23 protein-coding genes and 2 pseudogenes are annotated in these 25,863 nt (G+C 69.8%); 12 read left to right on the top strand and 13 right to left on the bottom strand.

Going from position 1 to position 25,863, the window contains the following annotated elements; all coding sequences use genetic code 11:
- Nucleotides 1-59: 59 nt before the first annotated feature.
- Nucleotides 60-566 (top strand): CGNR zinc finger domain-containing protein, encoded by a 507-nt coding sequence (locus ACFVH5_RS05145; RefSeq protein ID WP_385832164.1) that lies wholly within the window; start codon nt 60-62, stop codon nt 564-566.
- A gap of 82 nt (nt 567-648) precedes the next feature.
- On the opposite strand, the gene ACFVH5_RS05140 is transcribed toward ACFVH5_RS05145, so the two are convergent.
- From ACFVH5_RS05140 to ACFVH5_RS05130, 3 genes are all read right to left on the bottom strand, one after another.
- Nucleotides 649-825 (bottom strand): hypothetical protein, encoded by a 177-nt coding sequence (locus ACFVH5_RS05140; RefSeq protein ID WP_384796837.1) that lies wholly within the window; start codon nt 823-825, stop codon nt 649-651.
- 91 nt (nt 826-916) lie between these two features.
- On the bottom strand, nt 917-2,023 hold the full coding sequence (locus ACFVH5_RS05135) for an NAD-dependent epimerase/dehydratase family protein (protein ID WP_385832162.1): 1,107 nt from the start codon (nt 2,021-2,023) through the stop codon (nt 917-919).
- Between the two features lie 46 nt (nt 2,024-2,069).
- A complete protein-coding gene (locus tag ACFVH5_RS05130) occupies nt 2,070-2,522 on the bottom strand; it encodes a MerR family transcriptional regulator (protein WP_384796843.1) in 453 nt (150 codons plus the stop codon).
- A gap of 328 nt (nt 2,523-2,850) precedes the next feature.
- On the opposite strand from ACFVH5_RS05130, the gene ACFVH5_RS05125 reads away from it, so the two are divergent.
- A complete protein-coding gene (locus tag ACFVH5_RS05125) occupies nt 2,851-3,300 on the top strand; it encodes a DoxX family protein (RefSeq protein WP_385832160.1) in 450 nt (149 codons plus the stop codon).
- Between the two features lie 66 nt (nt 3,301-3,366).
- Here the strand turns inward: ACFVH5_RS05125 and ACFVH5_RS05120 are convergent, their stop codons facing one another.
- A complete protein-coding gene (locus ACFVH5_RS05120) occupies nt 3,367-4,017 on the bottom strand; it encodes a TetR/AcrR family transcriptional regulator (RefSeq protein WP_385832158.1) in 651 nt (216 codons plus the stop codon).
- Nucleotides 4,018-4,210: 193 nt separating this feature from the next.
- Here ACFVH5_RS05120 and ACFVH5_RS05115 point away from each other — a divergent pair, with 193 nt between their 5' ends.
- The 3 genes from ACFVH5_RS05115 (at nt 4,211) to ACFVH5_RS05105 (ending at nt 8,241) form a co-directional block, all read left to right on the top strand.
- Nucleotides 4,211-5,707 carry an APC family permease gene (locus tag ACFVH5_RS05115; RefSeq protein ID WP_385832156.1) on the top strand — a complete coding sequence of 499 codons (1,497 nt, stop codon included), beginning with the start codon at nt 4,211-4,213 and terminating at the stop codon, nt 5,705-5,707.
- A complete protein-coding gene (locus tag ACFVH5_RS05110) occupies nt 5,707-6,822 on the top strand; it encodes an alcohol dehydrogenase catalytic domain-containing protein (RefSeq protein ID WP_385832154.1) in 1,116 nt (371 codons plus the stop codon). Before ACFVH5_RS05115 ends, ACFVH5_RS05110 begins: the two co-directional genes overlap by 1 nt.
- An 84-nt stretch (nt 6,823-6,906) precedes the next feature.
- Nucleotides 6,907-8,241, top strand: coding sequence for an NAD-dependent succinate-semialdehyde dehydrogenase (locus tag ACFVH5_RS05105; protein ID WP_385832153.1), 1,335 nt, complete (start codon nt 6,907-6,909; stop codon nt 8,239-8,241).
- A gap of 66 nt (nt 8,242-8,307) precedes the next feature.
- Here ACFVH5_RS05105 and ACFVH5_RS05100 read toward each other — a convergent pair whose 3' ends face one another.
- Both ACFVH5_RS05100 and ACFVH5_RS05095 read right to left on the bottom strand, forming a co-directional pair.
- On the bottom strand, nt 8,308-9,087 hold the full coding sequence (locus ACFVH5_RS05100) for an SDR family NAD(P)-dependent oxidoreductase (RefSeq protein ID WP_385832151.1): 780 nt from the start codon (nt 9,085-9,087) through the stop codon (nt 8,308-8,310).
- An 86-nt stretch (nt 9,088-9,173) separates the two neighbouring features.
- Nucleotides 9,174-9,996, bottom strand: a pseudogene (locus tag ACFVH5_RS05095) (SDR family NAD(P)-dependent oxidoreductase).
- A gap of 108 nt (nt 9,997-10,104) precedes the next feature.
- Here ACFVH5_RS05095 and ACFVH5_RS05090 point away from each other — a divergent pair.
- From ACFVH5_RS05090 to ACFVH5_RS05075, 4 genes and pseudogenes are all read left to right on the top strand, one after another.
- Entirely contained in the window at nt 10,105-10,977 is an 873-nt protein-coding gene (locus ACFVH5_RS05090; protein WP_385832149.1) for a fumarylacetoacetate hydrolase family protein, read from the top strand.
- Between the two features lie 40 nt (nt 10,978-11,017).
- Nucleotides 11,018-11,374, top strand: coding sequence for a fumarylacetoacetate hydrolase family protein (locus tag ACFVH5_RS05085; RefSeq protein ID WP_385832147.1), 357 nt, complete (start codon nt 11,018-11,020; stop codon nt 11,372-11,374).
- Nucleotides 11,362-11,553 (top strand): annotated as a pseudogene (locus ACFVH5_RS05080) (fumarylacetoacetate hydrolase family protein); the annotation flags it as partial. The gene ACFVH5_RS05085 and the pseudogene ACFVH5_RS05080, both read left to right, overlap by 13 nt.
- A gap of 70 nt (nt 11,554-11,623) precedes the next feature.
- The gene (locus ACFVH5_RS05075) at nt 11,624-11,926 is read left to right on the top strand and encodes an SDR family NAD(P)-dependent oxidoreductase (protein ID WP_385832145.1); all 303 of its coding nucleotides are present in this window, start codon (nt 11,624-11,626) and stop codon (nt 11,924-11,926) included.
- Nucleotides 11,927-12,000: 74 nt separating this feature from the next.
- On the opposite strand, the gene ACFVH5_RS05070 is transcribed toward ACFVH5_RS05075, so the two are convergent.
- Nucleotides 12,001-12,741, bottom strand: coding sequence for a GntR family transcriptional regulator (locus ACFVH5_RS05070; RefSeq protein WP_385832144.1), 741 nt, complete (start codon nt 12,739-12,741; stop codon nt 12,001-12,003).
- A gap of 152 nt (nt 12,742-12,893) precedes the next feature.
- Here ACFVH5_RS05070 and ACFVH5_RS05065 point away from each other — a divergent pair, with 152 nt between their 5' ends.
- Nucleotides 12,894-13,076: a hypothetical protein gene (locus tag ACFVH5_RS05065; RefSeq protein WP_385832142.1), complete on the top strand. Its 183-nt coding sequence runs from the start codon at nt 12,894-12,896 to the stop codon at nt 13,074-13,076.
- Nucleotides 13,077-13,082: 6 nt separating this feature from the next.
- Nucleotides 13,083-13,865, top strand: a complete 783-nt coding sequence (locus ACFVH5_RS05060) for an alpha/beta fold hydrolase (protein ID WP_385832140.1) — start codon at nt 13,083-13,085, stop codon at nt 13,863-13,865.
- A gap of 68 nt (nt 13,866-13,933) precedes the next feature.
- On the opposite strand, the gene ACFVH5_RS05055 is transcribed toward ACFVH5_RS05060, so the two are convergent.
- From ACFVH5_RS05055 to ACFVH5_RS05030, 6 genes are all read right to left on the bottom strand, one after another.
- On the bottom strand, nt 13,934-14,125 hold the full coding sequence (locus ACFVH5_RS05055; RefSeq protein WP_385832139.1) for a hypothetical protein: 192 nt from the start codon (nt 14,123-14,125) through the stop codon (nt 13,934-13,936).
- Nucleotides 14,126-14,139: 14 nt separating this feature from the next.
- The gene (locus ACFVH5_RS05050) at nt 14,140-15,558 is read right to left on the bottom strand and encodes an erythromycin esterase family protein (RefSeq protein WP_385832137.1); all 1,419 of its coding nucleotides are present in this window, start codon (nt 15,556-15,558) and stop codon (nt 14,140-14,142) included.
- 170 nt (nt 15,559-15,728) lie between these two features.
- A complete protein-coding gene (locus ACFVH5_RS05045) occupies nt 15,729-18,746 on the bottom strand; it encodes a family 16 glycoside hydrolase (RefSeq protein WP_385832136.1) in 3,018 nt (1,005 codons plus the stop codon).
- A gap of 393 nt (nt 18,747-19,139) precedes the next feature.
- Nucleotides 19,140-20,459 (bottom strand): hypothetical protein, encoded by a 1,320-nt coding sequence (locus ACFVH5_RS05040; RefSeq protein ID WP_385832135.1) that lies wholly within the window; start codon nt 20,457-20,459, stop codon nt 19,140-19,142.
- A gap of 111 nt (nt 20,460-20,570) precedes the next feature.
- Nucleotides 20,571-22,118 carry a protein kinase gene (locus tag ACFVH5_RS05035; RefSeq protein WP_385832134.1) on the bottom strand — a complete coding sequence of 516 codons (1,548 nt, stop codon included), beginning with the start codon at nt 22,116-22,118 and terminating at the stop codon, nt 20,571-20,573.
- Between the two features lie 19 nt (nt 22,119-22,137).
- Nucleotides 22,138-22,902 (bottom strand): serine/threonine protein kinase, encoded by a 765-nt coding sequence (locus ACFVH5_RS05030; RefSeq protein ID WP_384796904.1) that lies wholly within the window; start codon nt 22,900-22,902, stop codon nt 22,138-22,140.
- A gap of 531 nt (nt 22,903-23,433) precedes the next feature.
- On the opposite strand from ACFVH5_RS05030, the gene ACFVH5_RS05025 reads away from it, so the two are divergent.
- Nucleotides 23,434-25,689 carry an MMPL family transporter gene (locus ACFVH5_RS05025; protein WP_385832132.1) on the top strand — a complete coding sequence of 752 codons (2,256 nt, stop codon included), beginning with the start codon at nt 23,434-23,436 and terminating at the stop codon, nt 25,687-25,689.
- Nucleotides 25,690-25,863 lie beyond the last annotated feature (174 nt).

Below are 25,863 nucleotides of genomic sequence, written 5' to 3'. Positions count from 1 at the left end.
ACCGCGTTTGGGGTAACCTGTCAAACGTCTCAATGGAGTTAGTTGGTGAGGTGGGACCCGTGCTGGACGACCAGGCCCTGATGCAGGCGCTGAACAGCACCCCTGTCGTGGACGGCCGACGCCAGGACCTGTGGCGTGCCGACCAGGAACTGGACAGGTGGGCGCGGGAGCACGGCGGTCTCGGCGGCGACGAGGAGCGCCGGTGGCTGCGCACCGCCCGGGACGCGCTCCAGGCGGTGGCGTCGGCCACGGCCGCGGAGACCCGGTTGAGCGAGCTGCTCGCGGGCGTTCACAAGGTCCCTCAGCCCAGTGCCTCGGGCATCGAGTGGCACTTGGAGGCGCCGGCGGAACGAAGACTCGCCGCGGAACTCGTCCTCGCGTGGGCGGACGTCAAGGAGCACATGCCCGGTCGGCTGCGGCCGTGCGAGAACCCCGAATGCCGCCTCTTCCTCCTGGACCGCAGCCGTGCCAACACCGCGCGGTGGTGCTCGATGAAGACCTGCGGGAACCGGCTCAAGGCCCGCCGGCACCAGGCTCGTACCCGGGAGACCTCCGGGCCCGAGTAGTGCCCTGCGTCCCGGCGCTCATGGGTAACTTGCCCTCCGCCCGGGACACGGAGAAGCCTCACCGGCTCCGGCCGGAACGGCCCTAGCTGTTGGCCTGGCCCCGCTCCGACCGCTCCGCCCACACCTGCGCCGCCTGCAGATCCGCTTCCTCCTGCGAGGTGCCCGCCTTCACCAGGATGATCCCGCGCGACCCGTCCGGGAACGTCACCTTTCGCATCGCTGTGCCCAACGGGCCTCCCGGTGTCGGTTCCTCCGGCATGGCGGCTCCTCTCGATGGCGAAACCCCCAGGCTAGCCGGGTCACCGCGGCAATCGGGACAACTGAGCCAGGAGCGCGGGGAGCCGAGCCGGTCAGGGACGGCCGCCGCCGTCCACCGGCAGGGTCAGACCGCCGCCGTCCACCGGCAGGGTCAGATCGCCCTCGATCAGGCCGGCCGCCGTCGCCACGATCGTCTCGGTGACGTCCCTCGGCTGCCAGCCCAGGACCGTACGGGCCTTCTCGTTGCTGATGACAGGGATGCGGCCCCGCAGAGTCGCGGCGTCCCGCAGGGCCGGATCGGCTTTCGCCGCCTCGCGTACCTGTTCGACGGTCAGTTCCGTGGCGGGCAGCAGACCGGCCGCGGCGGGAAAGTGCCGGCGCAGGATGCCCGCCATGTCGAAGAAGCTGATCGACGGCCCGCCGACGGCGATGAAACGTTCACCCGCCGCCTTCGGGTGCAGCATGGCGCGCAGATGCAGATCCACGACGTCCCGTACGTCCACGACACCGAAGTACATGACCGGCACCACCGGCAACTGCCCGGTCAGCATGCCCTGGACCAGGCCGACGGAGCCGGAGGGCCGGTCGCCCAGCGGGGGACCGAAGATGCCCGTGGGGTTGATGACGGTCAGTTCGATGTCGTCGTGGGCGCGGGCGTAGTCCCAGGCGGCGCGCTCGGCAAGGACCTTCGACTTGTGGTACGCGGGCAGGCCCTCGGTGTCGGGGTCGGTCCAGTCCGTCTCCGAGTAGCGGTTGTCGGGCTTCAGCGTGTATCCGACCGCGGCGTACGAGGACGTCAACACGACCCGTGGCACACCGGCCTCCCGGGCCGCCGCGATGACCCGCAACGCACCCTCGCGAGCGGGCCGGATCAGTTCGTCCTCCGTCTCCGGCGGCCTGACCGGGAAGGGCGAGGCGTGGTGCAGTACGTGGCCGACGCCGTCCAGGGCGGCTCCCCATCCGGCGTCCGAGCCGAGGTCCGCGACGGCGAACTCCAGCCGGTCCGCCGGATCGACCCCGGCGCGGCGCAGTGCCGCCCGCACCCCGGCCTCCTGCCCCGGCTCCCGTACCGTCACGCGGGCCCGGTGTCCCTCGCGCAACAGCCGGGCGATCGAGTGGCTGCCGACGAGTCCCGTACCGCCGGTGACGAGTACGGTGCCGAGTTCCTGGGGAGCGGTGTCGAAATCTTCTGCGTTCATGGTCGTCAGTCCTTCAATCCTTCGGTACTGCTCTTCGGACGCGGAGTCAGAATCGGAATCGGTGCATCACGTCGAGGACGTCCTCGGCCGCCTGTTTCTCGGCGGCGGCGTCCCCGCGGACCCGGGCGTCCCACAGGTCCGCCTTGCGCCGCAGATACGTCAGGCGCAGCTGAAGCTGTTCGATGTCGGCGGCCAGTACCTCGGCCTGCCCGGCGAACAGGTCCCGCTGTTCGGCCGCGGCGGAGTCCCCTCGGGCGAGCAGGTCCAGATAGCGCCGCATCCCGGTGACCGTCATCCCGGCCGAACGCAGGCAGGACAGCGCCTCGACACGATCCGCGGTCGCGGGCCCGTACCGGCGATGCCCACTGGACTCGTCGCGGGCGACCGGGCCCAGGAGGCCGATCTTCTCGTAGTAGCGGAGCGTGGATTCGGCGAAGCCCGATCGCCGGGCCATCTCCTGGATGGTCAGGTCCGCGGCTTGCTGTCTGGTCGCTGACATGTGAGTAGCCTCCGCTACTTGAAGCGCTTCAAGTCAAACCGGACACACCGACCCCGTCGCGAAGGCCACCACGAGGGCCGCCACGAAGCCCGTCACGGAGCCTGTCGCGAAGGCCGTCACGGAGCCCGCCATGAAGGCCGGCTCGCGGACAGGAGCCGGTCAGCGGCCCACGACCTCGGCATCCGGTTGAACCCAGGACGCCCCGCGCACGTACGGACGACTGAGGGACGCGACCCGGACTCCGTGGTCCATTTCCCCCTCATTCCATCGATCACGTACTGACCGGTCGCGCACCGACCGATCGCCTACCGACTTCTGAGGAGTTCTGATGACCACTTCGCGCCTCGGCGACTGGCTGACGTCGCGCCAGCCCTTCGTGCTGGGCCTGTTCCGTATGGTCCTCGGCCTGTTGTTCACCACCGAGGGCGCTGCCACGGTCTTCGGGGTGCTGGACCGCAAGGCCAGTCCGACGGGCGACTGGCCCTTCTGGTACGCCGGGGTGATCGAGCTGGTGTGCGGCGCCCTGGTGCTCCTCGGGGTCGCCACACGCGGCGCGGCGTTCCTCAGCTCGGGGATCATGGCGTTCGCGTACTTCACGGAGCACCAGCAGGACGGCCTCTTCCCGCTGCAGAACGGCGGGCTGGCTCCGGTGCTCTTCTGCTGGGGGTTCCTGCTCATCGTGTTCTTCGGCCCGGGTGCCTTCGCGCTGGAACGTCTGGCGGGACGCGAGCGTGCCACGCGCCCCGTCACCGAGCCGGTGGCGGAAGGGTCCCGGTGACCACCTGATCGTCGGCGGCAGCGCCTACGAGCACCCGCATGGTCACCCGCATGGTGCTGCCGCGCTTCAGGGGTGTTCACCCTCCGGCTCCAACGCCCCCGCCCCGAGACCCAGTTCGGCCTCCGCCACGGTCCTGGCCAAGTGGGTGATCGGGGCTCCGCGCTGTTCGGCGCTGGTGTTGATGTAGGCGCTGGCACCGTCGATCGCCACCAGGATGCGGACGGCCGCGGCCCGCGGGTCGGCGCAGACGAAGTCCCCTGATTCCGTACCGGCGGTGATCGCCTTCTCTATGCGCGTGCACCACAGCAGTTCCTGCGCCACGACGTGCTGGCGCAGCCCGGGGCGGTAGCGCGAGAGATGCCGGGCGTTGAGCCAGAGCCTGCTGACGTTGTCGAACTCGGTGCTGGACATCAGTGTGAAGAACCGCCGCAGGACCGCCCGCGGGGTGTCGTCGCCGGGGCCGTCGGGCCGCTCGGGCAGCAGGGTGTCCAGGTCGGCCATGGTGGCGGCCGTGAAGGCCTCGGCCACCAGGGTGTCGGCCGCGGGGAAGTAGTGGCCGACGAGTCCGGGCTGGACACCGAGCTCGTCGGCGACCCTGCGCAGGGTGATGCACTCAAGCCCCTCGACGAGGCCGACCTGCGCGGCGACCGCGACGATCTCGTGGCGGCGCTCCGCGGGAGCCTTGCGGACCCGCTTGCCCGGACCTCTTGACGTCATGCCGTGAATGTTATTGAGTATGCGACCAATAAGCAATTGGTCATGCGCCCAATAAGCGTTGCTGTCCGAATACCGCCGGCCGCGGTCCGAGAACCGCCCCTCGTCCGCCCCTCGGTGTCACGCCACGACGGACCGGGAAGGCCGGACGGCCGCCCACACGCGCATCACTGTCAGGAAGCGTCAGGAGACGAACGTGGACGACATCCGCACCGATGCCGGTGAACTAGCCGAATACGGCTATCAGCAGGAGCTGAAACGGACCCTGTCCGCGTGGGCCGTCTTCGCGATCGGGTTCGCGACGATCTCGCCCGTGGTCGGCATCTACGCCGTCGTGCAGCTGGGCTTCGTCTTCGCGGGACCCACCTGGATCTGGGCGGTCGTCGTCGCCTTCCTCGGCCAGCTGCTGGTCGCCGTGGTCTACGCCGAGCTGTCCTCCCAGTTCCCGATCACGGGAGGCGTCTACCAGTGGGTGCGCAGACTGGGCGGTCCACGCCTGGGCTGGCTGGTGGGCTGGATCTACCTCGCCTCGGCCGTCGCCTCACTGACGACCGTGGCCTACCTGGGAGCGACCTGGCTGTACATGCTGGCCGGTGACGGCGTCCCCTCGCCCGCCCTGCACGTACTCCTCGGCGTGGTCTTCGTCGCCGTCGCGCTCGGCATCAACCTCCTCGGGGTCAACCCCGTGAAGCACTTCCTGAACGCCGGCATCATCGCCGAGGGCGTCGCCTCCATCGCCGTGAGCCTGATCCTCCTGCTCTTCGTGCGACACAACGGCTTCGGCATCCTCTTCGAGACCCTGGGCGCGCAGGACGTCTCCGGCGGCTCCGTCACGGCCGGACTGCTGACCTGCCTCGCGGTCGCCGGCTGGGCTTTCCTCGGTTTCGACGCGACCACGCAGGTGGCCGAGGAGACCGAACAGCCCCGCCGCAGCGTGCCGCGTGCCCTGCTGCGCGCCTACCTCTTCGTCGCCTTCACGGTCCTGCTGACCGGCCTCGCCGTGACGCTCGCCCTGCGCCGCCCCGAGGACGCCGTCTCCGGCGCGATCGTCGACCCCGTCTTCGAGGCCGTGACCCAAGGCCTCGGCGGCTGGAGCGAGAAGCCGTTCGTCGTCGTCGTCCTGATCGCGTTCTTCGCGTGCGCCATCTCGATCCAGACCTACATCGGCCGCGCCGTGTACGCCTTCGCCCGCGACCGCCAGCTGCCCTTCTCCACGACGCTCGCGACCGTCGGCCCCCGCCAGATCCCGTACGTCTCCCTCATCGCGACCGCCGTCCTGGCCGGACTCGGCCTGCTGCTGGGCCTGAACGGCAACGCGGCGGCCACCCTGATCGCGTTCGGCTCCGGCGGGTTCTACTTCGTCTTCCTGGCGGTCGCCGTCGTGGCCCTGGTCGCCCGGCTCTCCGGACGCTGGAACCCCGCCGCGGGACAGCTGCGGCTCGGCCGCACCGGGCTCGTCGTCAACGTGCTCGCCGTGCTGTGGCTGCTGTTCGAAGCGGTCAACATCGCCTGGCCGCGCACCGAACTCGCCCCCGTCGGCGGCAGCTGGATGCAGGTCTGGGCCGTGATCCTGGTCTTCTCCGCCCTCTTCGTCATCGGCCTCGTGTACGTCGTGGTCGCCAAGCCCCACACCAAGCTCGCCCCGCGTCCGGCCACGGACGGCCCGACCGCAGAAGAAGTGAAGGCGTCCTGATGCCGTCGAAGTCCTCCCCAGCCGTGTCCTCCACCGCCATCGTCTTCGACCCCGAGGCAGGCCTCGGCACGCGCGAGGTCACCCTGCGTCCCGCAGGTCCCGGCGAGGTCGAGATCGAGGTCCGCGCCGCCGGTGTGTGCCACTCGGACCTGCACATCGTGTCCGGGGACTGGCCCACCGACCGCCCGCTCGTCCTCGGGCACGAGGCCGCGGGCGTGGTCACCGGGGTCGGCCCCGGTGTCACCTCCGTGCGTCCCGGCGACCACGTGGTGCTGTCCTGGTTCGCGCCGTGCCGCCGCTGTCGCAAGTGCGTGGCCGGTCAGGGCTGGCTGTGCACCGGCACCAAGGCCGTCGCCAACACCCTCCCCGACGGCACGACCCCCTTCACCGACGCCGCCGGCGAGGCGGTCTGGCCCTACCTGGGCCTCGGCGCCTTCACCGACCGGCTGGTCGTCCCGGAGACGGCCGCGGTGAAGGTCCCCGAGGAGCTGCCCTTCGGTATCGGCGCGTTGCTCGGCTGTTCCATCACCACCGGGATCGGCGCGGTCGTCAACACCGCGGGCGTACGGCCCGGTGAGTCCGCGGTCGTCATCGGCACCGGCGGAGTCGGCCTCTCCGTGGTGATGGGCCTCGCCCTGGTCGGCGCCGACCCGATCATCGCCGTCGACCTCTCGCCCGAACGCCTCGAAGCGGCACGGAAGTTCGGCGCCACCCACACCCTCGACGGGGCGCGCGACGACGTGGCCGCCTGGTGCCAGGAACAGCTCGGGGGAGTGGACTACGCCTTCGAGGCGATCGGCAGCCCGAAGGTCGTCGAGACACTTCCGGCCATGCTCACCTCCGGCGGCGCGGCCGTCCTCGTCGGTATGGCGGCCACCGGCGCGACCGGCTCGTTCGACCTCTTCGACCTCGCCGACCAGGGAAAACGTATCCTTGGCTGCAATTATGGCTCCAGCGTCGGCGAGCTGGACATCCCGAAGCTGGCCCGTCTCCACCTCGCCGGGCGCCTGCCGCTGGACGACCTGGTCGGGAAGGTCCGCCCGCTGAAGGAGGCACCGCTCGCGTTCGACGACCTCCGGTCCAACACCGGAGTGCGCACGATCCTCGAACCATGACGGCACGGCCCGGCCCGTGACACGCGGGCCGGCCGCAGCCCCGTACCCCCGCCCGACCATCACCACGCAGCACCTGGAGATCGCATGTACGCCGTCACCGACCCGGCCACCGCAGAGGTCGTCGAGACCTACCCGACCGCCACCGACTCCCAGGTCGCGGCAGCTGTCGACACCGCCCACACCGCTGCCGCGTGGGGCCGCTCCAGTACGGTCGCCGAGCGGGCCGCCCTGCTGCGCAGGCTCGGTGACCTGCACGCGGAACACCAGGACGAACTGGCCGCGAGCATCGTGCGTGAGATGGGCAAACCCCTCGCCGAGGCGGAGGGCGAGGTCGGCTTCTGCACCGAGATCTACCACTACTACGCCGACCACGCCGAGGAGTTCCTCGCCGACGAACCGCTCGACGTGACGTCCGGAGAGGGCAGTGCCGTCATCCGGCGCAGCCCGGTGGGTGTCCTGCTCGGCATCATGCCGTGGAACTTCCCCGCCTATCAGGTCGCCCGCTTCGCCGCCCCGAACCTGGCGATCGGCAACACCATCGTCCTCAAACACGCTCCGCAGTGCCCCGCCACCGCCGCCCTGCTGGAGAAGCTGTTCGCCGAGGCGGGCTTCCCGGCCGGGGCGTACGTCAACGTCTACGCCACCAACGAGCAGATCGCCGACGTGATCGCCGACCCGCGCGTCCAGGGCGTCTCGCTCACCGGCTCCGAGCGGGCGGGCTCCGCCGTCGCCGAGATCGCCGGCCGCCACCTGAAGAAGGTCGTCCTCGAACTCGGCGGCTCCGACCCGTTCGTCGTCCTGTCCACCGACGACCTCGACGCGGTCGTCGACGCCGCCGTGGCCGCCCGCCTCGACAACACCGGCCAGGCCTGCAACGCGGCCAAGCGTTTCGTGGTCGTCGAGGGCCTGTACGAGCAGTTCGTCGACAAGTTCAGCGCACGGCTCCTCGCCGGGGAGACGGGCGCGCCCCTGTCGTCCGTGGCCGCCGCCGAGAACCTCGCCCGCCAGGTCGACGCGGCCGTCGCCGAGGGCGCGACCCTGCACAGCACCGGCCGGCGCGACGGGGCCCACTTCCCGGCGGGTGTCCTCACCGGACTCACCACCGAGGACACCGCCGCCCGCCAGGAACTGTTCGGCCCGGTCGCCATGGTCTTCGCCGCCACCGACGAGGACGACGCCGTCCGCATCGCCAACGACACCCCGTACGGCCTCGGCTCCTACGTCTTCACCACCGACCCGGCCCAGGCCGCGCGGGTCGCCGACCGGATCGAGGCTGGCATGGTCTTCGTGAACGGCGTCGGCGCCGAGGGGGCCGAACTGCCCTTCGGCGGCATCAAGCGCTCGGGCTTCGGACGCGAACTGGGCCGTCCGGGCATCGAGGAGTTCGTCAACAAGAAGCTGATCCGCACGGTGGCGTAGCCGACCGCGACCGGTGAATCGTGGCGGGAGGGCGGTGGCCTTCGGTGAAGGAGCGCCGTCCTCCCGTCACGCGCCGATCATGTTGTAGCCGCCGTCGGCGATCAGGAAACCGCCGGTGATGTGGTGCGCGTCCTCCGTGGCCAGGAACAGCGCGGCCCCCGCCAGCTCCTCCGGGCCGGGGATGCGCCCCATCGGAGTCGCCTTGCGCAGTTGCTCCCCGCGCCCGTTCTTCCAGTCCTCGCGACCCAGCGTCGCGGGCGTCTCGATGAACCCGGGCGCGAAGACGTTGACCCTGACGGCAGGGGCGAAGGCGTGCGCGTACGACTTCGTCAGGCCGATGATCCCGTACTTCGCGGCGGCGTACTGAGGCGCCCGCGCACTGCCCCGCGCCACCACCGTCGACCCGATGTTGACGATCGAACCGCCCCCCTCCTGCTCCAGCATCCGCGCGCCGAACTCGTGCGTGCACAGGAGCGTGCCCTTGATGTCGACTGCGAGGACATGGTCGACGGACTCCTCGGTGAGGTCCCGCCAGGACGTCTGCTCGCGGGCCACGTCACCGACGTTGTTGACCGCCACGTCGAGCCGGCCGAACGCCTCCCACACCTCGTCCGCCATGCGCCTGATCTGCGCGTGCTCGGCTATGTCGGCCTGGACGACGACGGCCTTGCGGCCCAGCGCGGTCACGCGCTCGGCGGTGGCCGCCGCGCCCGCCCGCGAACTGCGGTAGTGGATCGCGACATCGGCACCTTCCTGGGCGGCCCGGACGGCGATCTCGGCGCCGAATCCGGTACCGGCGCCGGTGACGAGCACGGTCTTGTCGGTGAATCGCTGGGAGGTGGTCATGACGGCTCCTTGGGATGTCGGGCGGGTCGGGCGGCGGGTCGGGACGCGGCTTGACGGGTGCGGTGGGCGGTCGGGTGACCTGTGCGTCAGACGAGGGTCCGGCCGCCGTCCGCGTACAGCACCTGTCCGGTGATGAAAGCGGCCTCGGCGGAGGAGAGGAACAGGGTGGGACCGACCAGATCCTCGGCGCGGCTGAGCCGTCCGGCGGGCACCAGGGTCTTCATCGACGCGCGCGTGCCCGGTGTGGCGAGGTAGGCGCGGGTCAGGTCGGTCTAGGTGTAGCCGGGGGCGACCGCGTTGACGGTGACACCGTGGGGCGGCCATTCCCGGGCCATGACCCGCATGAGCTGGTTGATGCCGCCTTTGGTCGCCGCGTACGGCGCGTGGTCGCGGTGGGCGAGCAGCCCCGACACGGAGGACAGGTAGACGACGCGGCCGTAGCCGCCGGGGACCATGACGTTGCCCACGGCCCGGCCAGAAGCCGCTGCTGAGGTTGATGGCGACGAGGCGTTCCCAGACCTCGTCGGGTGTCTCCAGGACGGGACGGCGGTCGTTGGTGCCGACGGCGTGCACGAACACGTCGAGACCGCCCAGGAAGCCGACGGCGTCCGTGACCGCGTCGTGGCAGGCGTCGGCGGAGGTGAGGTCCGCACTCAGGCCGCGCACGGTACCGCCGGCGCCGCGTGAACTGCCCGTCCCGCCGGTACTGTCCGCACCACTCCCGCCACCCGTACTGCCCGTACCACCTGTACCGCCCGTGCGTGTGACCTGGGCCCGTTGTCCGGCGTCCCGGTCCAGCACGACCACGTCCGCGCCCGCGTCCGCCAGGGCCTCGATCACGGCGGAGCCGATGCCGCCCGCACCGGCCACGAGCGCGCGCGTGCCGGTGAAGTTCCACGTCGTCCTCATGCTGCGGACCGTAAGCGACCTTCGTTCAATGTGTCCACACTTGACGGCGCCGTTGACGTGAATACTGGAATCGTGGAGGCTGAGTGTCGACAGTTATGAGGAGGTCAGATGAAACTTGTGACGTTCGACGACGGACTCGTGGGCCGCCTGGACGGCGACACGGTGATCGAGCTCGACGTTCCGTCGACCCGGGTGTTCTTCGAGCGCTACGGTCAGGTCGCCGAGACCGGGCGGACGTATCCACTCGCCGACGTCCGGCTGCGCGCGCCGATCGTGCCCAAGAAGTTCTTCCACACGGCCGGCAACTTCCGCGAGCACCACGAGGACCTGGTACGGGTCGACTGGTCGCACCCGGTCAACAAGGGCATCGTGTTCTTCCAGAACGTGGACGCGATCATCGGCCACGACGAGCCGATCGTGTACCCGGCCAACCTGACCCGGGAGTTGGACTACGAGCTCGAACTCGCCGTGATCATCGGCAAACCCGGCAAGTTCCTCACCGCCGAACAGGCCGTCGAGCACATCGGCGGCTACCTGGTCTTCAACGACATCACCGCGCGCGACATCCAGCGCAAGGAGATGGAGTCAGGTGTCTTCTCCTTCTCCAAGGCCATCGACACCTTCTGCCCGATCGGCCCATACATCGTGACCGCCGACGAGATCGACGACCCGCACGACCTCGACATGGAACTGCGCGTCAACGGCGACGTACGGCAGAAGTCGAACACCTCCCGTATGTCGGTGTCGATCCCTCAACTGGTCGCCTACCATTCCCCGCAGACCTACAGCGCGGGCGACATCATCACCACCGGCACCATCGCCGGAGTCGCGGCGAGCACCGAGGACCCCTTCGCCAACTACCTGAAGCCCGGCGACGTCGTCGAGGCCGAGATCGAGCACATCGGCGTACTGCGCAACCGAGTCGTCTCCTGGCAGGACGCGTACGGCACGTCCGAGCCGCCCGCGGAACAGTGGGTGTGAGGCCATACGGATCGCCAACCTCGCGGGCCGCCTTGCCCTGTTGACCGATGGTGACGGCAGCGGTGCCGGTGGCGCCGTGGACGTGTCCACGGGCGGCTTCGACACCGACCCGGCCGCCGTCTTCGACCAGTGGGACGCCCTGCTGCGCTGGTCCGCCGACGTCGACCCGGCGACGGCCGTCCCGTACAAGGAGTCGGACCTGCGCGCACCCGTCCCCGAGCCGCGCCAGATCTTCGCCGTCGCCCTCAACTACCGCCCGCACACGGCGGAAGCGGGGTACGAGGAGCCGGCCGAGCCGCTGGTCTTCACCAAGTTCCCCAGTTGCCTGACCGGCCCGTACGACCCCATCGACCTGCCGCCTGGTCATTCGACTGGGAACTGGAGATGGTCGCCGTGATCGGCCGCGACGCCTACCGGGTGCCGGAGGAGGACGGCTGGGACCCGGTAGGCGCACTCACTGTGGGGCAGGAGTCCGAGCGGATCGTCCAACTCGCGGGCCGCCCGGCCCAGTTCTCGCTCGGCAAGTCCTTCCCCGGCTTCGGCCCGGTGGGGCCCGCACTGGTGAGTGTCGACGAACCGGCCGACCGCGACGACCTGGAACTGACCTGCGAACTCAACGGGGAGACCGTCCAGCACGACCTCCGGGATGGTCGCCCACTGCCCGGGCAAGGCCGCCGTGCTCGGGCTGACCCGTCAACTCGCCGAAGAGGGTGGGCCCTTGGGTATCCGGGCCAACACCGTCTCGCCGGGCATGGTCCGCACCCCCGCCACCGAGTCGGCGGGCGCGCACGAGGGCGCGGCCCAGCAGGCACTGCTGGCCCGTATCCCGCTGGGCCGGATGGGCAGGCCCGAGGACATCGCCTGGTGCGCCGTCTATCTGTGCTCCGACGAGTCGACCTGGGTGACGGGCGGGAACTTCCCCGTGGACGGCGGAGTGCTCGCCAAGTGAGCGGCCGAGCAGGTCGGGGAGGGGCGGGTCAGGAGGGGCAGGCCAGGCCAGACCAGGCCAGTTCAGGTCAGGTGTCAGTCGGCCGAGCGGCGTTTGCGGGCTGCCTTGCCGCTGCCCGGGGTGTCCTGCTCGATCTGTTCCTCCACGGCCCGCAGCGCCCGCACGGTCGCACCGGCGATCAGCGCCGAGGCGAGCTCCCCGTCGCGTTCCTCGCAGGCCTGGATGAGCCGTTCCTGGTCGTCCACGCTGTAGGCCAAACGGCCGGGGCGGGTCAGGCTCAGGTGCCGCAGCATCAGGGTCCGCAGGGCGAGCGAGTCGAGGATCTGCTTGAGGGTGGTGTTGCCCACGATCTCGGTCATCCGCTCCTGGAGCAGCACATGACTCCAGAAGTACGCGTCCACGTCGGCGGCGTCGGCGAGTTCGCGCATCGCCTCCACCCGGGTGCGCAGCTCGGTCAGCTCGGCGTCGGTGGCCCGCTGGACCAGCAGTCCCGCCAGCATCGACAGCAGCTGACGGCGTACTTGGTAGATGTCCTTGATGTCCGTGAGGGAGGGAGCGGCGACCCGGGGGCGGCGCCGGGCCTTCATCTCGACCAGGCCCTCCTGTTCGAGCAGCATCAGGGCCTCGCGCACCGGGGTGCGGCTGGTGTCGAACCGGCGGGACAGCTCGACGCTGTTGAGGTCCTGGCCCGGCTGGAGCCGGCCCTCGACGATGCCGGCGCCGACCCACTCGGCGATCTGCGCCACCAGTGGTTCCCGTCGGTCCCGTAGCCGCAGCAGTCGCTCCAGCACCAGGTGCGTGTCCTGATCCGACATGCGCCGTGTCCCCCTGTTTCGGGTCCAGAGATCTTCAACGGTGGCTCAACGGTGTCGACACTACCGCATGAGGAGGTCAGTCCCGGCGGCGATCAGGTACCCCCTGTCGACACCTATGAGGAAGCGCAAAGGGAATGCATAGGAGGAGAAGAGTGGAGAACGACAGCAGGATTCCATCGTCCGTCCCCGGCCTCAGCAGACGGGCCGTGGTCGGCGGCGCCGCCCTCACCGTCCTGACGACGACCGGCGCGGTCGCGGGAACCGCCCGTGCCACCACCGGTCCAGGCCTTCCCTGGCGGCCGGTGCCGGTACCCGCCCAGCGGCCCGGCACCTAGTACCAGGTGCCCGTGGCCGGCGGCGGGAGTCTGTGGTGCTGGGACACCGGCGGCAGCGGCGAACCGGTCGTGCTGCTGCACCCCGGCTCGGGCAGCGGGGAGAGCTGGCCCTACCAGCAGCCCGTCCTGGCCGCCGCCGGTCATCGTGGCATCGGCTACTCCCGGGGGGCGTACCGTTCCATCGCGGGCTCCAAGGCGGAGGCCGACACCGCGTCCGGGGACCTGGACACGCTCGCCGACCGTCTCGGACTCGACCGGTTCCATCTCTCCGGCTCGGCCGCCGGTGGCCCGTTGGCGATCGACTATGCCCTCGCTCACGAGGACCGGCTGCTCAGCCTGACTGTCTCCGGCAGCATCATGGGCGTACAGGACGCCGCGTATCTGGAGCTGACCGAGGCACTCCAGCCCGACCCGTTCGGGGACCTGCCCGTGGCCGTCAAGGAACTGGGGCCCTCCTGTCGCGCCGGTGACCTGGACGGAGTGGATGCCTGGCCGGCCGTAAACGCCCGCGCCCGGACCGCCGACGCCTTCGCGCAGTCCCTCGCGCACACCATCACCTGGGCGGCACTGGAGACACTGACACTCCCGGTCCGGCTGATCACCGGGGACGGCGACCTGTACAGCCCGCCGTCCCTCATGCGCCTCAACGCCCAGCACCTTCGCGGAGCGCGGACCCATGTGGTCGACGAGGCCGGGCACAACCCGCACTGGGAACAGCCCGCCGCCTGGAACCGCCTCTTGGTCACGTTCCTGAAGAAACACGCCCTGGGGAAGCACGGCCGACGCTGACAGGAGCGGTACGACGCACTCCGGCCCCCGGGATGTCCTGCCACCCCGGGGGCCGGTTCACGTCCGGTTCACGCCACCGTCAGCGTGAGCGCCCCCGTGTAGGAGTGGCCCGACTCGATGGCGGTGGGTGTGCCGTCGACCGTGAGCGTGACGGTCCTGCCCCGCGGGGCCTTGACGGTCGCGTCGGCGGCCAGGGTCAGCGCGCTCAGATACGAGGTGCCGGTTACCGTCCAGCCGGAGTCGCTGCCCAGGGTCACCACGACACGTCCGAGGGTCAGGGAGTGCCCAGGTACGTGGTGGCCTCGACCTCGTTCAGATGAATGAGGATGTCGTGCGCCTTGCCGAGGCCGATCTTGTACGTCATCGGGTCGGGCCAGCCCGCGCCGATGTTGTACGTGACACGCGGCTTCGCCAGCCAGGCGCGGGCGGCGTTCGGAGCCGTACGCATGTCGAGGATGTAGTCCTCCTGGCGGACCTTGTCCAGGGTGTCCTCGTTGGAGCCCGCAGGAGCCGCCCCCACCCGATAGGTCCGCATCACGTTGTCGTCGGCGCCGAACGCCGCGAACGCGCCCTGGTGGAAGCTGAAACCGATGCTGACGTAGTCCTTGCCCAACGCGTCGTGCAGGAAGGCCCCTTGGGTCTTGGGATACCGCTCGTCGAACGAGTCGTAGGACACGTGGGTGTTGTGCGCCGACAACAGGATCTTGTCCCCGGTGTGCTTGCGCCACCACGCCACGTTCTCGGCCATCACCTCGTCGCGCATCCTCATCATCTTCGTGACCTCGGCCTCGTCGGTGATGTCGAGGGCGTACCCCTTGGCCATCTGGTGGATGGCCCGGGCGTGCTGCACGGCCCACAGGTGCGCCTGCCGGTCGCCGCGCGCAGGCCGTTGGTCCCGCAGCAGCTCGTACACCTTCCGCGTCCGCTCCGACCGCTCCGCGCGCTCGGCGAGCGGCAGTTGGAGGTACTGCTCGCTGTAGGTGCCGGCATCGGTGGTCGGAGCCAGCCCGCGGTAGAACTCGGTGACCTGCTTCAGCAGTCGCGGGTGTTCGCGGGCCACATGGTCCGTCACCCGCTCGTACGACTCCGGCCCCGCGTAGCCCATGTCGTTGCCCATGAACTGCACCGGGTCCTTCGGGTGGCTGCGGTTGTAGTCGCGCATCCACTCGATGAGGTCGATGTAGTCCTGGTTGTTCCAGATCCGGTACGCGCCCAGGAACTCCTCGCGCGCTATGTCCTTCAACTCGCCCTTGCCGTGCAGCACATACTCGTTGACCCGCACACCACTGCTCCAGGCCAGCTCCAGGGAGAAGGTCCGGAAGCCCTTCTTCTCGACCAGGTGGCGGAAGACCCGGTGCTTCATCCGGAAGAAGTCCCGCGAACCGTGGGTGGCTTCGCCCAGGCCCACCACATCGGCGTCCCCGACCATCCGGCCCAGCGCGTCGAGGTCCCGCAGACTGCCCTCGGGATCGGTGCTCTTCAAGGTGCGGGCACTGCGCTCGATGGCGGCGACCACACTCTCCAGGCTCTGCCCGGAAGCCGCGGACCGGGACGCGGTGGTGGTGGTCGACGCCGAGACCGGAGCCGGCGTCGGCGAGCCCTTCACCGCGTCCGCGAGGGCGGGAGTGGCGACCGCCATGGCGCCGAGGGAGAGGAGGACCGAGGGAATGATTACTGCCTTGCTTCGCGTCATGCCCCTAGATTCCCGCGCGGACAGGGGGCTCCACGAACCCATACGCTGCCCGCCCCGAGGTACCGCAGGCACTACCGCCGACCCCCGGCAGACCCCACGTACGAGAGCCGGGCCCGGTGTCGACCGGGCCCGGCCTCGGATCACTTCACGTCACTGCGCACCACTTCAGGTCATGTGAGCGGCTCCAGTGTGATGTTGCGGAACCGGACCTTGTTGCCGTGGTCCTGCAGCCGGATCGCCCCCGTCGACGGCGTCTCGGCTCGGCCCGAGGCGGTGGGGCTGTCGAGGGTGATGTCGTCGTGCACCTTCTGGCCGTTCCACACCACGGTCAGCCGGGCGTCCGCGGTCTTCTTGCCGCTGTCGTCGTAGCGGGCGGCACGGAACACGATGTCGTACGTCTGCCAGGTCTCGGGAGCCTTGGCCGCGTTGACGTCGGGCGCCTTCTTCAGATAGATGGCCCCGGCCTCGTTGGTGTCCAGCGTGGTGTCGCCGTAGGAGTCGAGGATCTGCAGCTCGTAGCGGTCCTGGATGAAGATGCCGCTGTTCCCGCGGTTCTGTCCGGTGACGTCGTCGGGCAGCAGCGGAACCCGGAACTCGGCGTGCAGCTTGAAGTCCTGGTACGCGTCGATGGTCCGGATGTCACCGCAGCACACCTCCATGGACCCCTCGTCGGCGAGCGGCCACTCCAGCCGCCGTCCGTCCGTGTGCTGCCACTGCGACTGCGAGGCCGCGGTCCCGTCGAAGAGGGCGAGGGACGCGCCCTTGGGCCGGACGGTGATCAGGTCGAGGTTGACATGGCCGGTGTCCCCGGCCTCGAAGCGGTAGGAGATGGTGTTGTCGCCCTTGCGCAGCTCCACCTGTTCGGTCTGCGTGGACCAGGAGTTCCAGTCACTGGTGGAGGCGAGCTTCACCTGCCGCAGCTTCTTCCCGTTGGCGTACAGGGAGAGCGACTTGGTCCCCTGGAACGGGTTGGGGCCGTTGGAGTAGCGCAGGTTGACGTCGTACGTGCCCGACTTCTTGACCTGCACGTCGAAGGTCGTGGCGACCTTGCCCTCCGTGTTGTACCGCGCGACGAACCCGCTGCCGGAGTAGCCGGGGTGGTCCGTGGCGATGCCGGCCGTGCCGGTGAGCCGGGCCTCCTCGGCCTCGTACAGGGTGGCGGCGGGCGGCTGCTTGCCGGGCATGGCGTTGAGCGTGTACCAGGCCTCGGTGTTCCACAGCGACTCACCGGACTCGGAGGTGAAGGGGCGCGGGGAGCGCAGGTGCACGACCCGGCCGGGCTTCAGGTCGTCGAGCCGCAGCTTCACGGTGCGCTTGTCCTTGGACAGCTCGGCCGACCGGACGGGAAGCACCTCTTCGGCGATCTTCGGGCCGCCGTAGTCGCTGGTCGGGGTGTACCGCCACTGCTCGGCCTTGTAGTGCTTGGCCAGCTCCTCGGCCGTCTTCGCCGACACCGGCTGGGTGTACGTCAGGTCGAAGCCGCCGGGTACGGCACGCATCGTCTTGACGTCGAAGGTGTTGCCGCCGTTGGGGGTGAGCTTCTGCAGGCCGAACTTGAGCTTGCCCTCCTGACCCCAGTTGCCGTCGGCGCCCAGCCCACCGGCGTAGATCGAGCCGTCGGGACCGTAACTGAGGCGGTTCACACCCGCTTCGAGGCCCTGCGTGTAGCGGAACACGGCGCCCTGGTACTGGCCCTTCACCTTCTCCAGGTACGCGCGCTGCAGACCGCCGTAGGTCACGTCACCGATCAGCATCTGGCCCTTGAACTGGCCCTTCTTCACATACAGCGGTGTGGAGGGCGAGTTGGCGATCTCGTTCTGCGGCAGCCACAGCACCGGCGCGGTCGGAGTGGCCGCGTCGAAGGCGCCGGACGGCTCGGTGTAGTGGTTGAAGAAGCGGCCCTGCTTGACGTGCACGAGCTTCGACGAGGGCAGCCAGCCGCCCTGGTTGTCCGTCGCGAAGATCTCGCCCTTCGGACCCCAGCCGATCCCGTTCGGCGTCCGCAGTCCACCCGCGATCGGACTGATCTTCCCGGTCTTCCTGCTGACCTTGTACGTGGTCCCGCGGCCCGGCGCCGGCTGCGGAACGGTGGTCGCACCGCCCAGGTTGATGGAGACGGACAGGTTCACGTAGAAGTAGCCGTCGCGGTAGAGGAGTCCGAAGGCGAACTCGTGGAAGTTCTTGCCGTACGGCCACGTCGCGACGGTGCGGTACTCGTCGGCCACGTCGTCGCGGTTCTTGTCGACGAGCCGGGTCAGTTCGTGCTTCTGCGAGACGTACAGCGAGCCGTCCACGTACTTGATGCCCATGGGCTCCCGCAGCCCGCTCGCCACCTTCTTGACGGTGACCTTGTCCTTGCTGGTGTCACCGGTCACGTTGTCGAGCAGGAACACCTCTCCGGCAACGTTGTCGGAGCCGCCCCAGGTGCTGATCGCCAGCCGTCCGTCGGGCAGCCAGTCCATCCCGGTGACCTGCGGTTCGAAACCGTCGGGGCGCAGATCGGTGAGCTTGAGGTCGGGGCGTACGTCGGTGAGCGGGAGGCCGTCACCGGGGGTGTCGCCGCTCGCCTCGCACTCCTTGCGCCCCGGGGCCGTGACCCGTACGACCCCGGCGTCCGTGCTCAGCGCCTCGCGCGGCACGGTCGTGAAGTCGCTCGCGCCCGGCGGCTTCCACGCCAGCCGCAGCTCCTGTCCGCCGTCCCGCTCGAAGTGATCGATGCGCAGGGGGTGCGAGCCCGCCGTGAGCTGGACGGAGGTGTCCTTCGGCTCCGCGCCGTGGAGTCCGTCGTGGTCGATGACGGTGGCGCCGTCGATGCTCAGCCGGGACCCGTCGTCGCTGGTGAGCCGCAGGCCGTAGGTGCCGTCGCTCGGCACGACCAGGTAGCCGGTCACCTCCGACACGAACCGGTCGGAGAAGCCGCCGAAGTCATCGGTCGTCGACCAGTCCACCGTCGACTTGAGCGCGTCGTGGTTGGGGGTCTGGCCGGGCTTGAGGGTGCACAGCTTGCTCAGCGGCGTCTGCACGTCGAACACGCGCAGGGTGACCCCGGGCTCCTGGGGCGGGACGGCCGCGGCGGCGTTCGTGGCGGCCGAGGATCCCGGTGCGGCGAGGAGGCCGCCGGTCAGAACGGCCCCGGTCAGTAGAGAGGTGAGAAGTCTTCGGGCACGCAGGAACTGATGGTGGGACAACGGTCCTCCATGAAGCGGGACCGGACCGTGCCGGATTGCGTTCCGGTCTTCTCTGACGTGGCTGCGGTGCGCGGCCAACCTACGGGGCTTTCACTTGGCATGTCCATACTTTGTACTGTGAGTGTTCAAAGTCCTGCCGGCCGAACGAACCGTGGGGGGGCCCCCGGGGGGGGGGGGGCCCCGCGAGCCGCAGCCCGCGGGGGCGGTGCGTGGGCGGCGGCCCAAACGGCGTTGTGAACCGGCCCGGCGGGCGGGGGTTTTCTATTGGATTGTCAATATTTTTTATTTTGTTTTTTCAATTTCCGGCGGGCGTACCTAACGGGGGGGGCACCGCCGTTGTGGGGGGCCCCCACGGAGCCGATCACCGAGGCGCTGTTCCGGGTCCGGCGAACATCAGGAGGTGCAGACCGGCACGTCGGGCAGCTTGTTGTCCGGAGCGCTGACATAGATGTTGGACATGTAGCCGCCGTACTGGGGCAGATACGCCCACCAGTTGTTGGTGTACGGCGGTACGGAGACGGTCTCGCCCTGCTTCTGGCAGCTGATCAGGACCTCCACGCCGGCGGGCAGACGTGACTTGGAGCCCGATGTGGTGGTGGCCGCCCCCCGGACGGCCACCCGCTCGCCCCAGGTGCCGTACCACTTCCCGGCGGGCCTGGTCGCGCCGGGCACGTCGAGACTGCGGGTCAGCCTGCCGAGGTCGGTGTAGGCCTGGCCGTAGGTGGTGCCGAGCGGGTGCAGGGTGAGGACGGCGACGATGGTCCGGTCGCCCGTGCCGACCGTGCCGGTGGTGTGCAGGGCAGGGCGGGACAGGTTCACCGACTCCGCGGACTTCGTGCCCTTGGGCTGGGCATCCGCGGACTTCGTACCCTTGGACTTCGCGTCCGCCGACTTAGCTCCGAGGGCCTCCCGGCCCGCGGACTTCGACGCCGCTTTCGCGCTCCTCGCGCTGTCCGGACCGCAGGTGCCCGTCTCGAACGCGCCCGACCAGCCCTGCTTGACGGCCCAGGGCCGGTCGAAGGCCCCGGCGATGCCGAAGTGCTGGTCGAAGGAGTCCGAGGCGCAGCGCGTCGACTGCCGCAGGTTGGACATGATGAACTCCCGTACGGGCGCCGCGGCCTGTTCCAGGATGTAGCGGTAGATCTTGACCGTGTCGCGGGCCGAGAGGGCCGTGTAACCCCAGAAGCCCTCGTATCCGGCGGGCGGACCGGCCGTGTCGTCCAGCGCGAGGTCCTTCTTCATGCGCTGGATGATCGCCGTGCCGCCGTTGACCTCCCAGTAGTGGTCGGCCGCGTCGTCGAGGCTGCTGCGGAGCATCGGTTCCAGCAGGGCGCGGTCCGCGGCCGGGATGGTGTAGTTCGGAGCGCGGTCCCGGAAGAAGTCGAGCACCAGCAGCAGTTTGACGACGGAGGCCGAGCGGAACTGCATGCCGGTGTTCAGCTGCTCGGTGAAGGTCCCTGTCTGCCGGTCGTAGACCGCGACACCGGCGGTGACATCGGCCGGAACCTCGACCTGGGCGGTCGTGGGGGACACCGAGCCCCCGGCGTCCGCCGTCGTGCCACCCGGTGCGGCCGGAGCGGCGGACGCGGTGGTGCCCGCCGTGGCCAGGCAGAGCAGCAGGGCGCCCGCCGAGAACAGTGCCCGCCGCGCCGCCTTCGGCCCGCTGCGGACGGCCGATCTCGGCCCGCTGCGGAGGGATGAGAAGTACCGCATGATCAGATGCCCCCTGTTGCGTACGGTGACGGAGTGATCCGCCGACGCTATGCGGGGGGCGGTCGGGGCCGCTCCTGACGCATGTCAGGGGCGGCCCCGGGTCCTGCTGTGTCAGGCGGTGTACTCCTTGAGATTGGCGAGGACCTCGTCCACGTAGGGCTGTACGGCCTTCGGCACACCACCGGCCTCGATGACGGTCCGGTCACTCGTGCGGTAACCGGCCGCGATCAGACCGGGCAGGTTCTCCCGCAGGTCGTTCTGCTTGAAGCGCTGGTCGAGCCAGCAGGTGAACACGGACATCGTGCCGATGGCGTCGGCGGGTGACATGTAGTCCTTGTCCCCGTCGCGGTCACCGTCCACCGCCCATGCCTTGAACACCGCGGGCGTCCACATGGCGATGCCGTGCTCACCGGTGGCGGGCCGGGACGCCTTCGGGTCGAAACCGCTCTCGGCCTTGAGCATCGCGGCCAGCAGAGCGGGGGTGACCTCCTCGTCCGTGCACCGCTTCGCGGCGTCGGTGATGATCCGTCGCAGTGAGACGGGCACATCGGAATCGGCGGGGATGGCCCCGGGCAGCGCGGTGTCGGAGAGCGCGGTCGCCGTCGCCGAGGACTTCGACTTCTCCGGGGCGTCCTTGCCGTCGGAGGGTACGAAGGCCACTAAGGTGCCGGCGACGGCGGCACAGGCGGTGAGACCGGCGGCGAGCAGGACCGCCGGACGCCGGTACACGGGTCGGGGGAGACGTTCGGCATGCAACGCCCCTACCCGGCGCGACAGTTCACCCGCGTCCAGGGCCGCTCTGGAGGCGTGATCGGGGGCCAGACACTCCCCGATCAGTTTGCGCCACTCCGGTTCGAGGGAGTCGTCCAGGCGGAGCGGGGCCGAACCGTTGGCATAGGCCTGGGCCGCCAGCGAGCGGGCCCGGGCCGTTCCGCCGGGGAACGGATGCATCCCACCTGTCAGCACCTGGTGTGCCAGCACACCGAACGCCCAGATGTCCGCCGTCTTGCGTACGGTCGTGCCGTGGACGCCGGTGCGCTCCGACCACCACTCCGGGGGCACGTGGTCGAGCGACCCCAGCGGCGGAACGTACGCGTGCGTGCCCTCCAGCTCCACGGTGAGCCCGAAGTCCGCGAGCCATACGGCCCGTTCGGGACCGAGGAGGATGTTCGCGGGCTTGAGGTCCGCGTGGATCCAGCCGTGCGTGTGCATGTGCGCCAGTCCGGAAGCCACCCCGCTGAGGATCCGCTCGGCCTCCGGCAGCGGATGCCCGGTCCCGCCCGCCGCCAGGAGATCCTGGAGGCTACGCTCCGCACGGTCCATCACCAGCGCGGTCATGCCGTCCAGTTCGGGCCGCTCGGGATCCCTCAGGGTCACGACCGCGTGGGTGCGTACGAGATGGGGGTGGTCCGCCTCCGTACTGAACTGAGCTTCCTTGCGGGCCAGTTCCTCCATCGACGCGCGCTGTCCCGGGGTCAGCAGGTCGGTGCGCAGGAGCTTGATGGCGACGGCCGAGCCGCCCGCGGCACCGTCGACGACCTTCTCCGCCGCGTACACACTGCCCCAACTGCCCGAGCCGATCAGGTCGGTGATCTCCCAGTCCGAGATCCGGTAGCCGGGCGCGGGGTCGAGCGGGGGAGTGGGATGCGAGTGGTTCATCCTGGGTGAGCCTTTCGGTTCAGCGTCTGACGGCTGGGGGGAGCAGAGCCAAGTGCTCTTCACGGACCAGATTGAACCGCAGTGCGAGGCTGACCAGCCGTTCGCGCTTGCCTCCCGCCTCGCCGTACGAACCCCCGGGGCCCTCCCGCAGCCGCAGCTTCGTGTCGGCGAGATAGTCGATGTGGTAATTGAGCGCGGACCGGGTCAGATCATGGCAACTCGGCAGCCGTCGCAGCCGTTCGAGAACCTCTCCCACGCCCGGGACGGCCGCGCTCGAAGGGGAGCGCAGCCGAGGTTCGCACAGGGCCAGCAGGACCAGGAAATACTTGGATGTGGGGTTCAGCGAGAAGGGGCTCGTGGTCGGTTCCCCGGCGGAGCTGTCGCACCCGGCTTCCGCATACGCGTGCTGGGGCGCGAACACCTTGAATTCCATGGGGTTTTCAGCCGCGGGCAGAATTACCCGGGACAGCTCGAACGGGACGGGTGCACCAATCCGTCCCGGTGCGACACGGATGTGTTCCCCCGCGCCTTCGAGGTTCTCCACGACGTACGTCGCCTCGGCGCTGTAATTGGAAAGGCGCCAGTAGTCCTCCACTGCGGCGACCTGTCCGGCGCACCGCGACACCGCGGGGTCACGCAAGGGGATGGGCAGCGGTGTCCCGGGCTTCCCCCGCCCGAACTCGGCGCTCTGGCCAGGGCTCAGCCGCACCAGACGCGGCTCGGGCCTGGGGTCGTCGGAGTGGCGGACGACGGCGTCGGAAAGCTGCACAATTACGGTGGTCACTGCGAATAGTCCCCAAATGGTCAGCGGCTCGGCGTGTATTCGGCGCACGGTGCGGGAGGGTGAATGCCGGGCGTGCTCGGGCCTCGGTGAAATGTCAAGCAAAGCGCAGAGGTGGCAAGCCCGATACGTTTGACGCCGGGAGTGTGGCAGTAGTTCCCCGGAAGGGCACCTGAGAAGGGTGAATCGCGAGGCTCCGGTGGAGGGAAAACGCTTTCCGCGGCACATGTGCGCAAAGCGCCCTCTGGGTGCTGGGTGCTGGGTGCTGGGTGCTGAGCGCTGGGCGCGTTGGGTGGCGCTCTGCGTGTTCGGTGCGGGGCGCGGTCGTACTCGCACTCAGGCTCGTACTCGTGCTCATGACTCGTACTCGTGCAGTAGTTCGCGTCTTCTCCCGCTCCTCCTGAAGTAGGAGACGGGTGTGACAGCTCGTGCCTGGTCATCAGACGGCATTGCCAGTAGGCGCACGATGCCCTGCCGCACCCCGTCACGTCAGGCTGGCCACCTACTCGAACCAGACCTGGAGACCTCTTACTCGTGGCTACTTTGCTCTATCGGCTGGGCCGGACCGCCTTCCGGCGGCGTTGGCTGGTGACCCTGCTGTGGGTGGCGATCGTCGGCGGCGCCGGGGCCGGTGCCGTCATGGCCCCCGCCGCCTCCGACGACACCACCTCCTTCATGCCCGGCATCGAGGCGCAGAAGGCGTTCGACCTGATCGGCGAGCGCTTCCCCGGCTCGTCGGCCGACGGGGCCACCGCGCAGATCGTGTTCATCGCACCGGACGGCCGGAAGGTGACCGCGGCCGACGAGCGCGAGGCCATCACCGCGCTGGTGGGGCGGGCCGAGGACGAGCCCCGGGTCTCCAGCGCCGTGAACCCCTTCGCGGCGGGTGCGGTGAGCAAGGACGGCTCCACCGCCTACGCGACGGTGAACTTCGAGGTCGCGGCCTCCGAACTCACGGACGACGACAAGGCCGCGCTCGAACGGGCCATCGACGAGGCGCGCGACGCCGGTCTCACGGTCGAGGCCGGAGGCAATGCGCTGGCCGCCCAGCCAGCTGCCGGAGGCTCCTCCGAGGTGATCGGTATCGCGTTGGCGGCCGTCGTACTGCTGATCACCTTCGGATCGCTCGCCGCGGCCGGACTGCCCCTGCTGACCGCTGTCGTCGGAGTCGGTGTCAGCATGGCCGCCGTCATGGCGCTGGGCAGCACCCTGGGACTGTCCATGACCTCGGGGACGCTCGCCTCGATGCTCGGGCTCGCGGTCGGCATCGACTACGCCCTCTTCGTGGTCTCCCGCTACCGGGAGGAACGCGCGGCCGGCCGCGACCCGCACGAGGCCGTCGGCATCGCGGTCGGGACGGCGGGCTCGGCGGTCGTCTTCGCCGGCCTGACCGTCGTGATCGCGCTGGCCGGTCTCTCGGTGATCGGCGTACCCATGCTGACCAAGATGGGCCTGTGCGCCGCGGGCGCCGTGGTCGTCGCGGTACTGATCGCCCTCACGCTGGTGCCGGCGCTGCTCGGGATGTGGCCCGACGCGGTGCTCTCACGCGGCAGCCGCAACCGGAAGCGCGGCCCAGCCGAGGGCCGTGCGGCAGTCGGTCGTGCCGCGGGAGCGACGGAGAACGGCGGGTCCCGGTGGGCGCGGTTCGTGCTGCGCCGCCCGGTGACCGTACTCGTGCTGTGCGTCGCGGGGTTGGGCGTCCTGGCGCTGCCCGCCACCGAGCTGGAGATGGGCATGCCGGGAGCCGAGTCCAAGTCGACCGCGTCGACGGAACGACGCGCCTACGACGCCCTCGCCGAGGGCTTCGGCGCGGGATTCAACGGGCCCCTGACCGTCGTGGCGGACGTCGCCGATGTGCAGGACCCGGCCGACGCCCGGCAGGCCGTGCAGGAGATCGCGGAGAAGATCGGCAGCACGGACGGCGTGGTGTCCGTCTCCTCACCGCGGTTCAACGAGGCCGGTGACGCCGCGCTCTTCTCGGCGGTACCGTCCACCGGCCCCAACGACGAGAAGACCAAGGACCTCGTCCAGAGCATTCGCGCCGAGCGGGCCGGTCTGGAGAGCGAGACGGGGGCGACCTTCGAGGTCACCGGCAGCACCGCGATGAACATCGACGTGGCGCAGGCCCTCCAGGACGCGCTGCTGCCCTACCTCGCCGTCATCGTCGGCCTGGCCCTGCTCCTGCTCCTGGTGGTCTTCCGTTCCCTGCTCGTACCGGTCAAGGCGGCCTTCGGGTTCCTGCTGTCCGTGCTCGCCTCCCTCGGCGCGGTCGTCGCGGTCTTCCAGTGGGGCTGGGGCGCGGACCTGCTGGGCGTGGAACAGCCAGGCCCGATCATGAGCCTGATGCCGATCTTCCTCGTGGGCATCGTCTTCGGCCTGGCCATGGACTACGAGGTGTTCCTCGTGGCCCGTATGCGGGAGGCGTACGTCCATGGGGACCGGGCGCCCCAGGCGGTGGTCACCGGGTTCCGGCACAGCGCCCGGGTGGTCGCCGCGGCGGCGGCCATCATGATCGCGGTGTTCTCCGGATTCATCGGCGCGGAGGAATCGATGATCAAGACCATCGGTTTCGGTCTCGCGGCGGCCGTCCTGTTCGACGCGTTCGTCGTGCGGATGGCCTTCGTCCCGGCGGTGCTGGCCCTGCTCGGCGACAAGGCCTGGTGGATACCGCGGTGGTTGGACCGGATGCTGCCCCATGTCGACGTCGAGGGCACCGGACTCGGTACGCAGGCCGTCGACGGGCCCGCGGCCGACGATTCCTCGGCGTCGAGGCAACCGGCACGTATCTGACGGGCGGCACGTGTCTGCACGTATCGGACGCTGACGGCCGTCACCGCTGTGAGCTGTCTGCCATGGAGGTGAACCGGTCGGCGCGGCGGTGAGCCGTCACCCCGGGCCGCGGTGCCGTGCGAAGCGGCGCCGCGGCCGACGACCTGTGATCATGTCTGTCCTCGGACCCGACTC

Source organism: Streptomyces sp. NPDC127119 (assembly GCF_042677425.1).
In the GTDB taxonomy this organism is placed as follows: Bacteria; Actinomycetota; Actinomycetes; order Streptomycetales; family Streptomycetaceae; genus Streptomyces.
This window is presented reverse-complemented; position numbering and strand designations above follow the sequence as displayed.

Coding starts and splice junctions, on each gene's coding strand:
- ACFVH5_RS05140 (WP_384796837.1), bottom strand. CDS start 825: ATGCCGGAGGAACCGACACCGGGAGGCCCGTTGGGCACAGCGATGCGA.
- ACFVH5_RS05135 (WP_385832162.1), bottom strand. CDS start 2,023: ATGAACGCAGAAGATTTCGACACCGCTCCCCAGGAACTCGGCACCGTA.
- ACFVH5_RS05130 (WP_384796843.1), bottom strand. CDS start 2,522: ATGTCAGCGACCAGACAGCAAGCCGCGGACCTGACCATCCAGGAGATG.
- ACFVH5_RS05125 (WP_385832160.1), top strand. CDS start 2,851: ATGACCACTTCGCGCCTCGGCGACTGGCTGACGTCGCGCCAGCCCTTC.
- ACFVH5_RS05120 (WP_385832158.1), bottom strand. CDS start 4,017: ATGACGTCAAGAGGTCCGGGCAAGCGGGTCCGCAAGGCTCCCGCGGAG.
- ACFVH5_RS05110 (WP_385832154.1), top strand. CDS start 5,707: ATGCCGTCGAAGTCCTCCCCAGCCGTGTCCTCCACCGCCATCGTCTTC.
- ACFVH5_RS05105 (WP_385832153.1), top strand. CDS start 6,907: ATGTACGCCGTCACCGACCCGGCCACCGCAGAGGTCGTCGAGACCTAC.
- ACFVH5_RS05100 (WP_385832151.1), bottom strand. CDS start 9,087: ATGACCACCTCCCAGCGATTCACCGACAAGACCGTGCTCGTCACCGGC.
- ACFVH5_RS05090 (WP_385832149.1), top strand. CDS start 10,105: ATGAAACTTGTGACGTTCGACGACGGACTCGTGGGCCGCCTGGACGGC.
- ACFVH5_RS05075 (WP_385832145.1), top strand. CDS start 11,624: ATGGTCGCCCACTGCCCGGGCAAGGCCGCCGTGCTCGGGCTGACCCGT.
- ACFVH5_RS05070 (WP_385832144.1), bottom strand. CDS start 12,741: ATGTCGGATCAGGACACGCACCTGGTGCTGGAGCGACTGCTGCGGCTA.
- ACFVH5_RS05050 (WP_385832137.1), bottom strand. CDS start 15,558: ATGACGCGAAGCAAGGCAGTAATCATTCCCTCGGTCCTCCTCTCCCTC.
- ACFVH5_RS05040 (WP_385832135.1), bottom strand. CDS start 20,459: ATGCGGTACTTCTCATCCCTCCGCAGCGGGCCGAGATCGGCCGTCCGC.
- ACFVH5_RS05035 (WP_385832134.1), bottom strand. CDS start 22,118: ATGAACCACTCGCATCCCACTCCCCCGCTCGACCCCGCGCCCGGCTAC.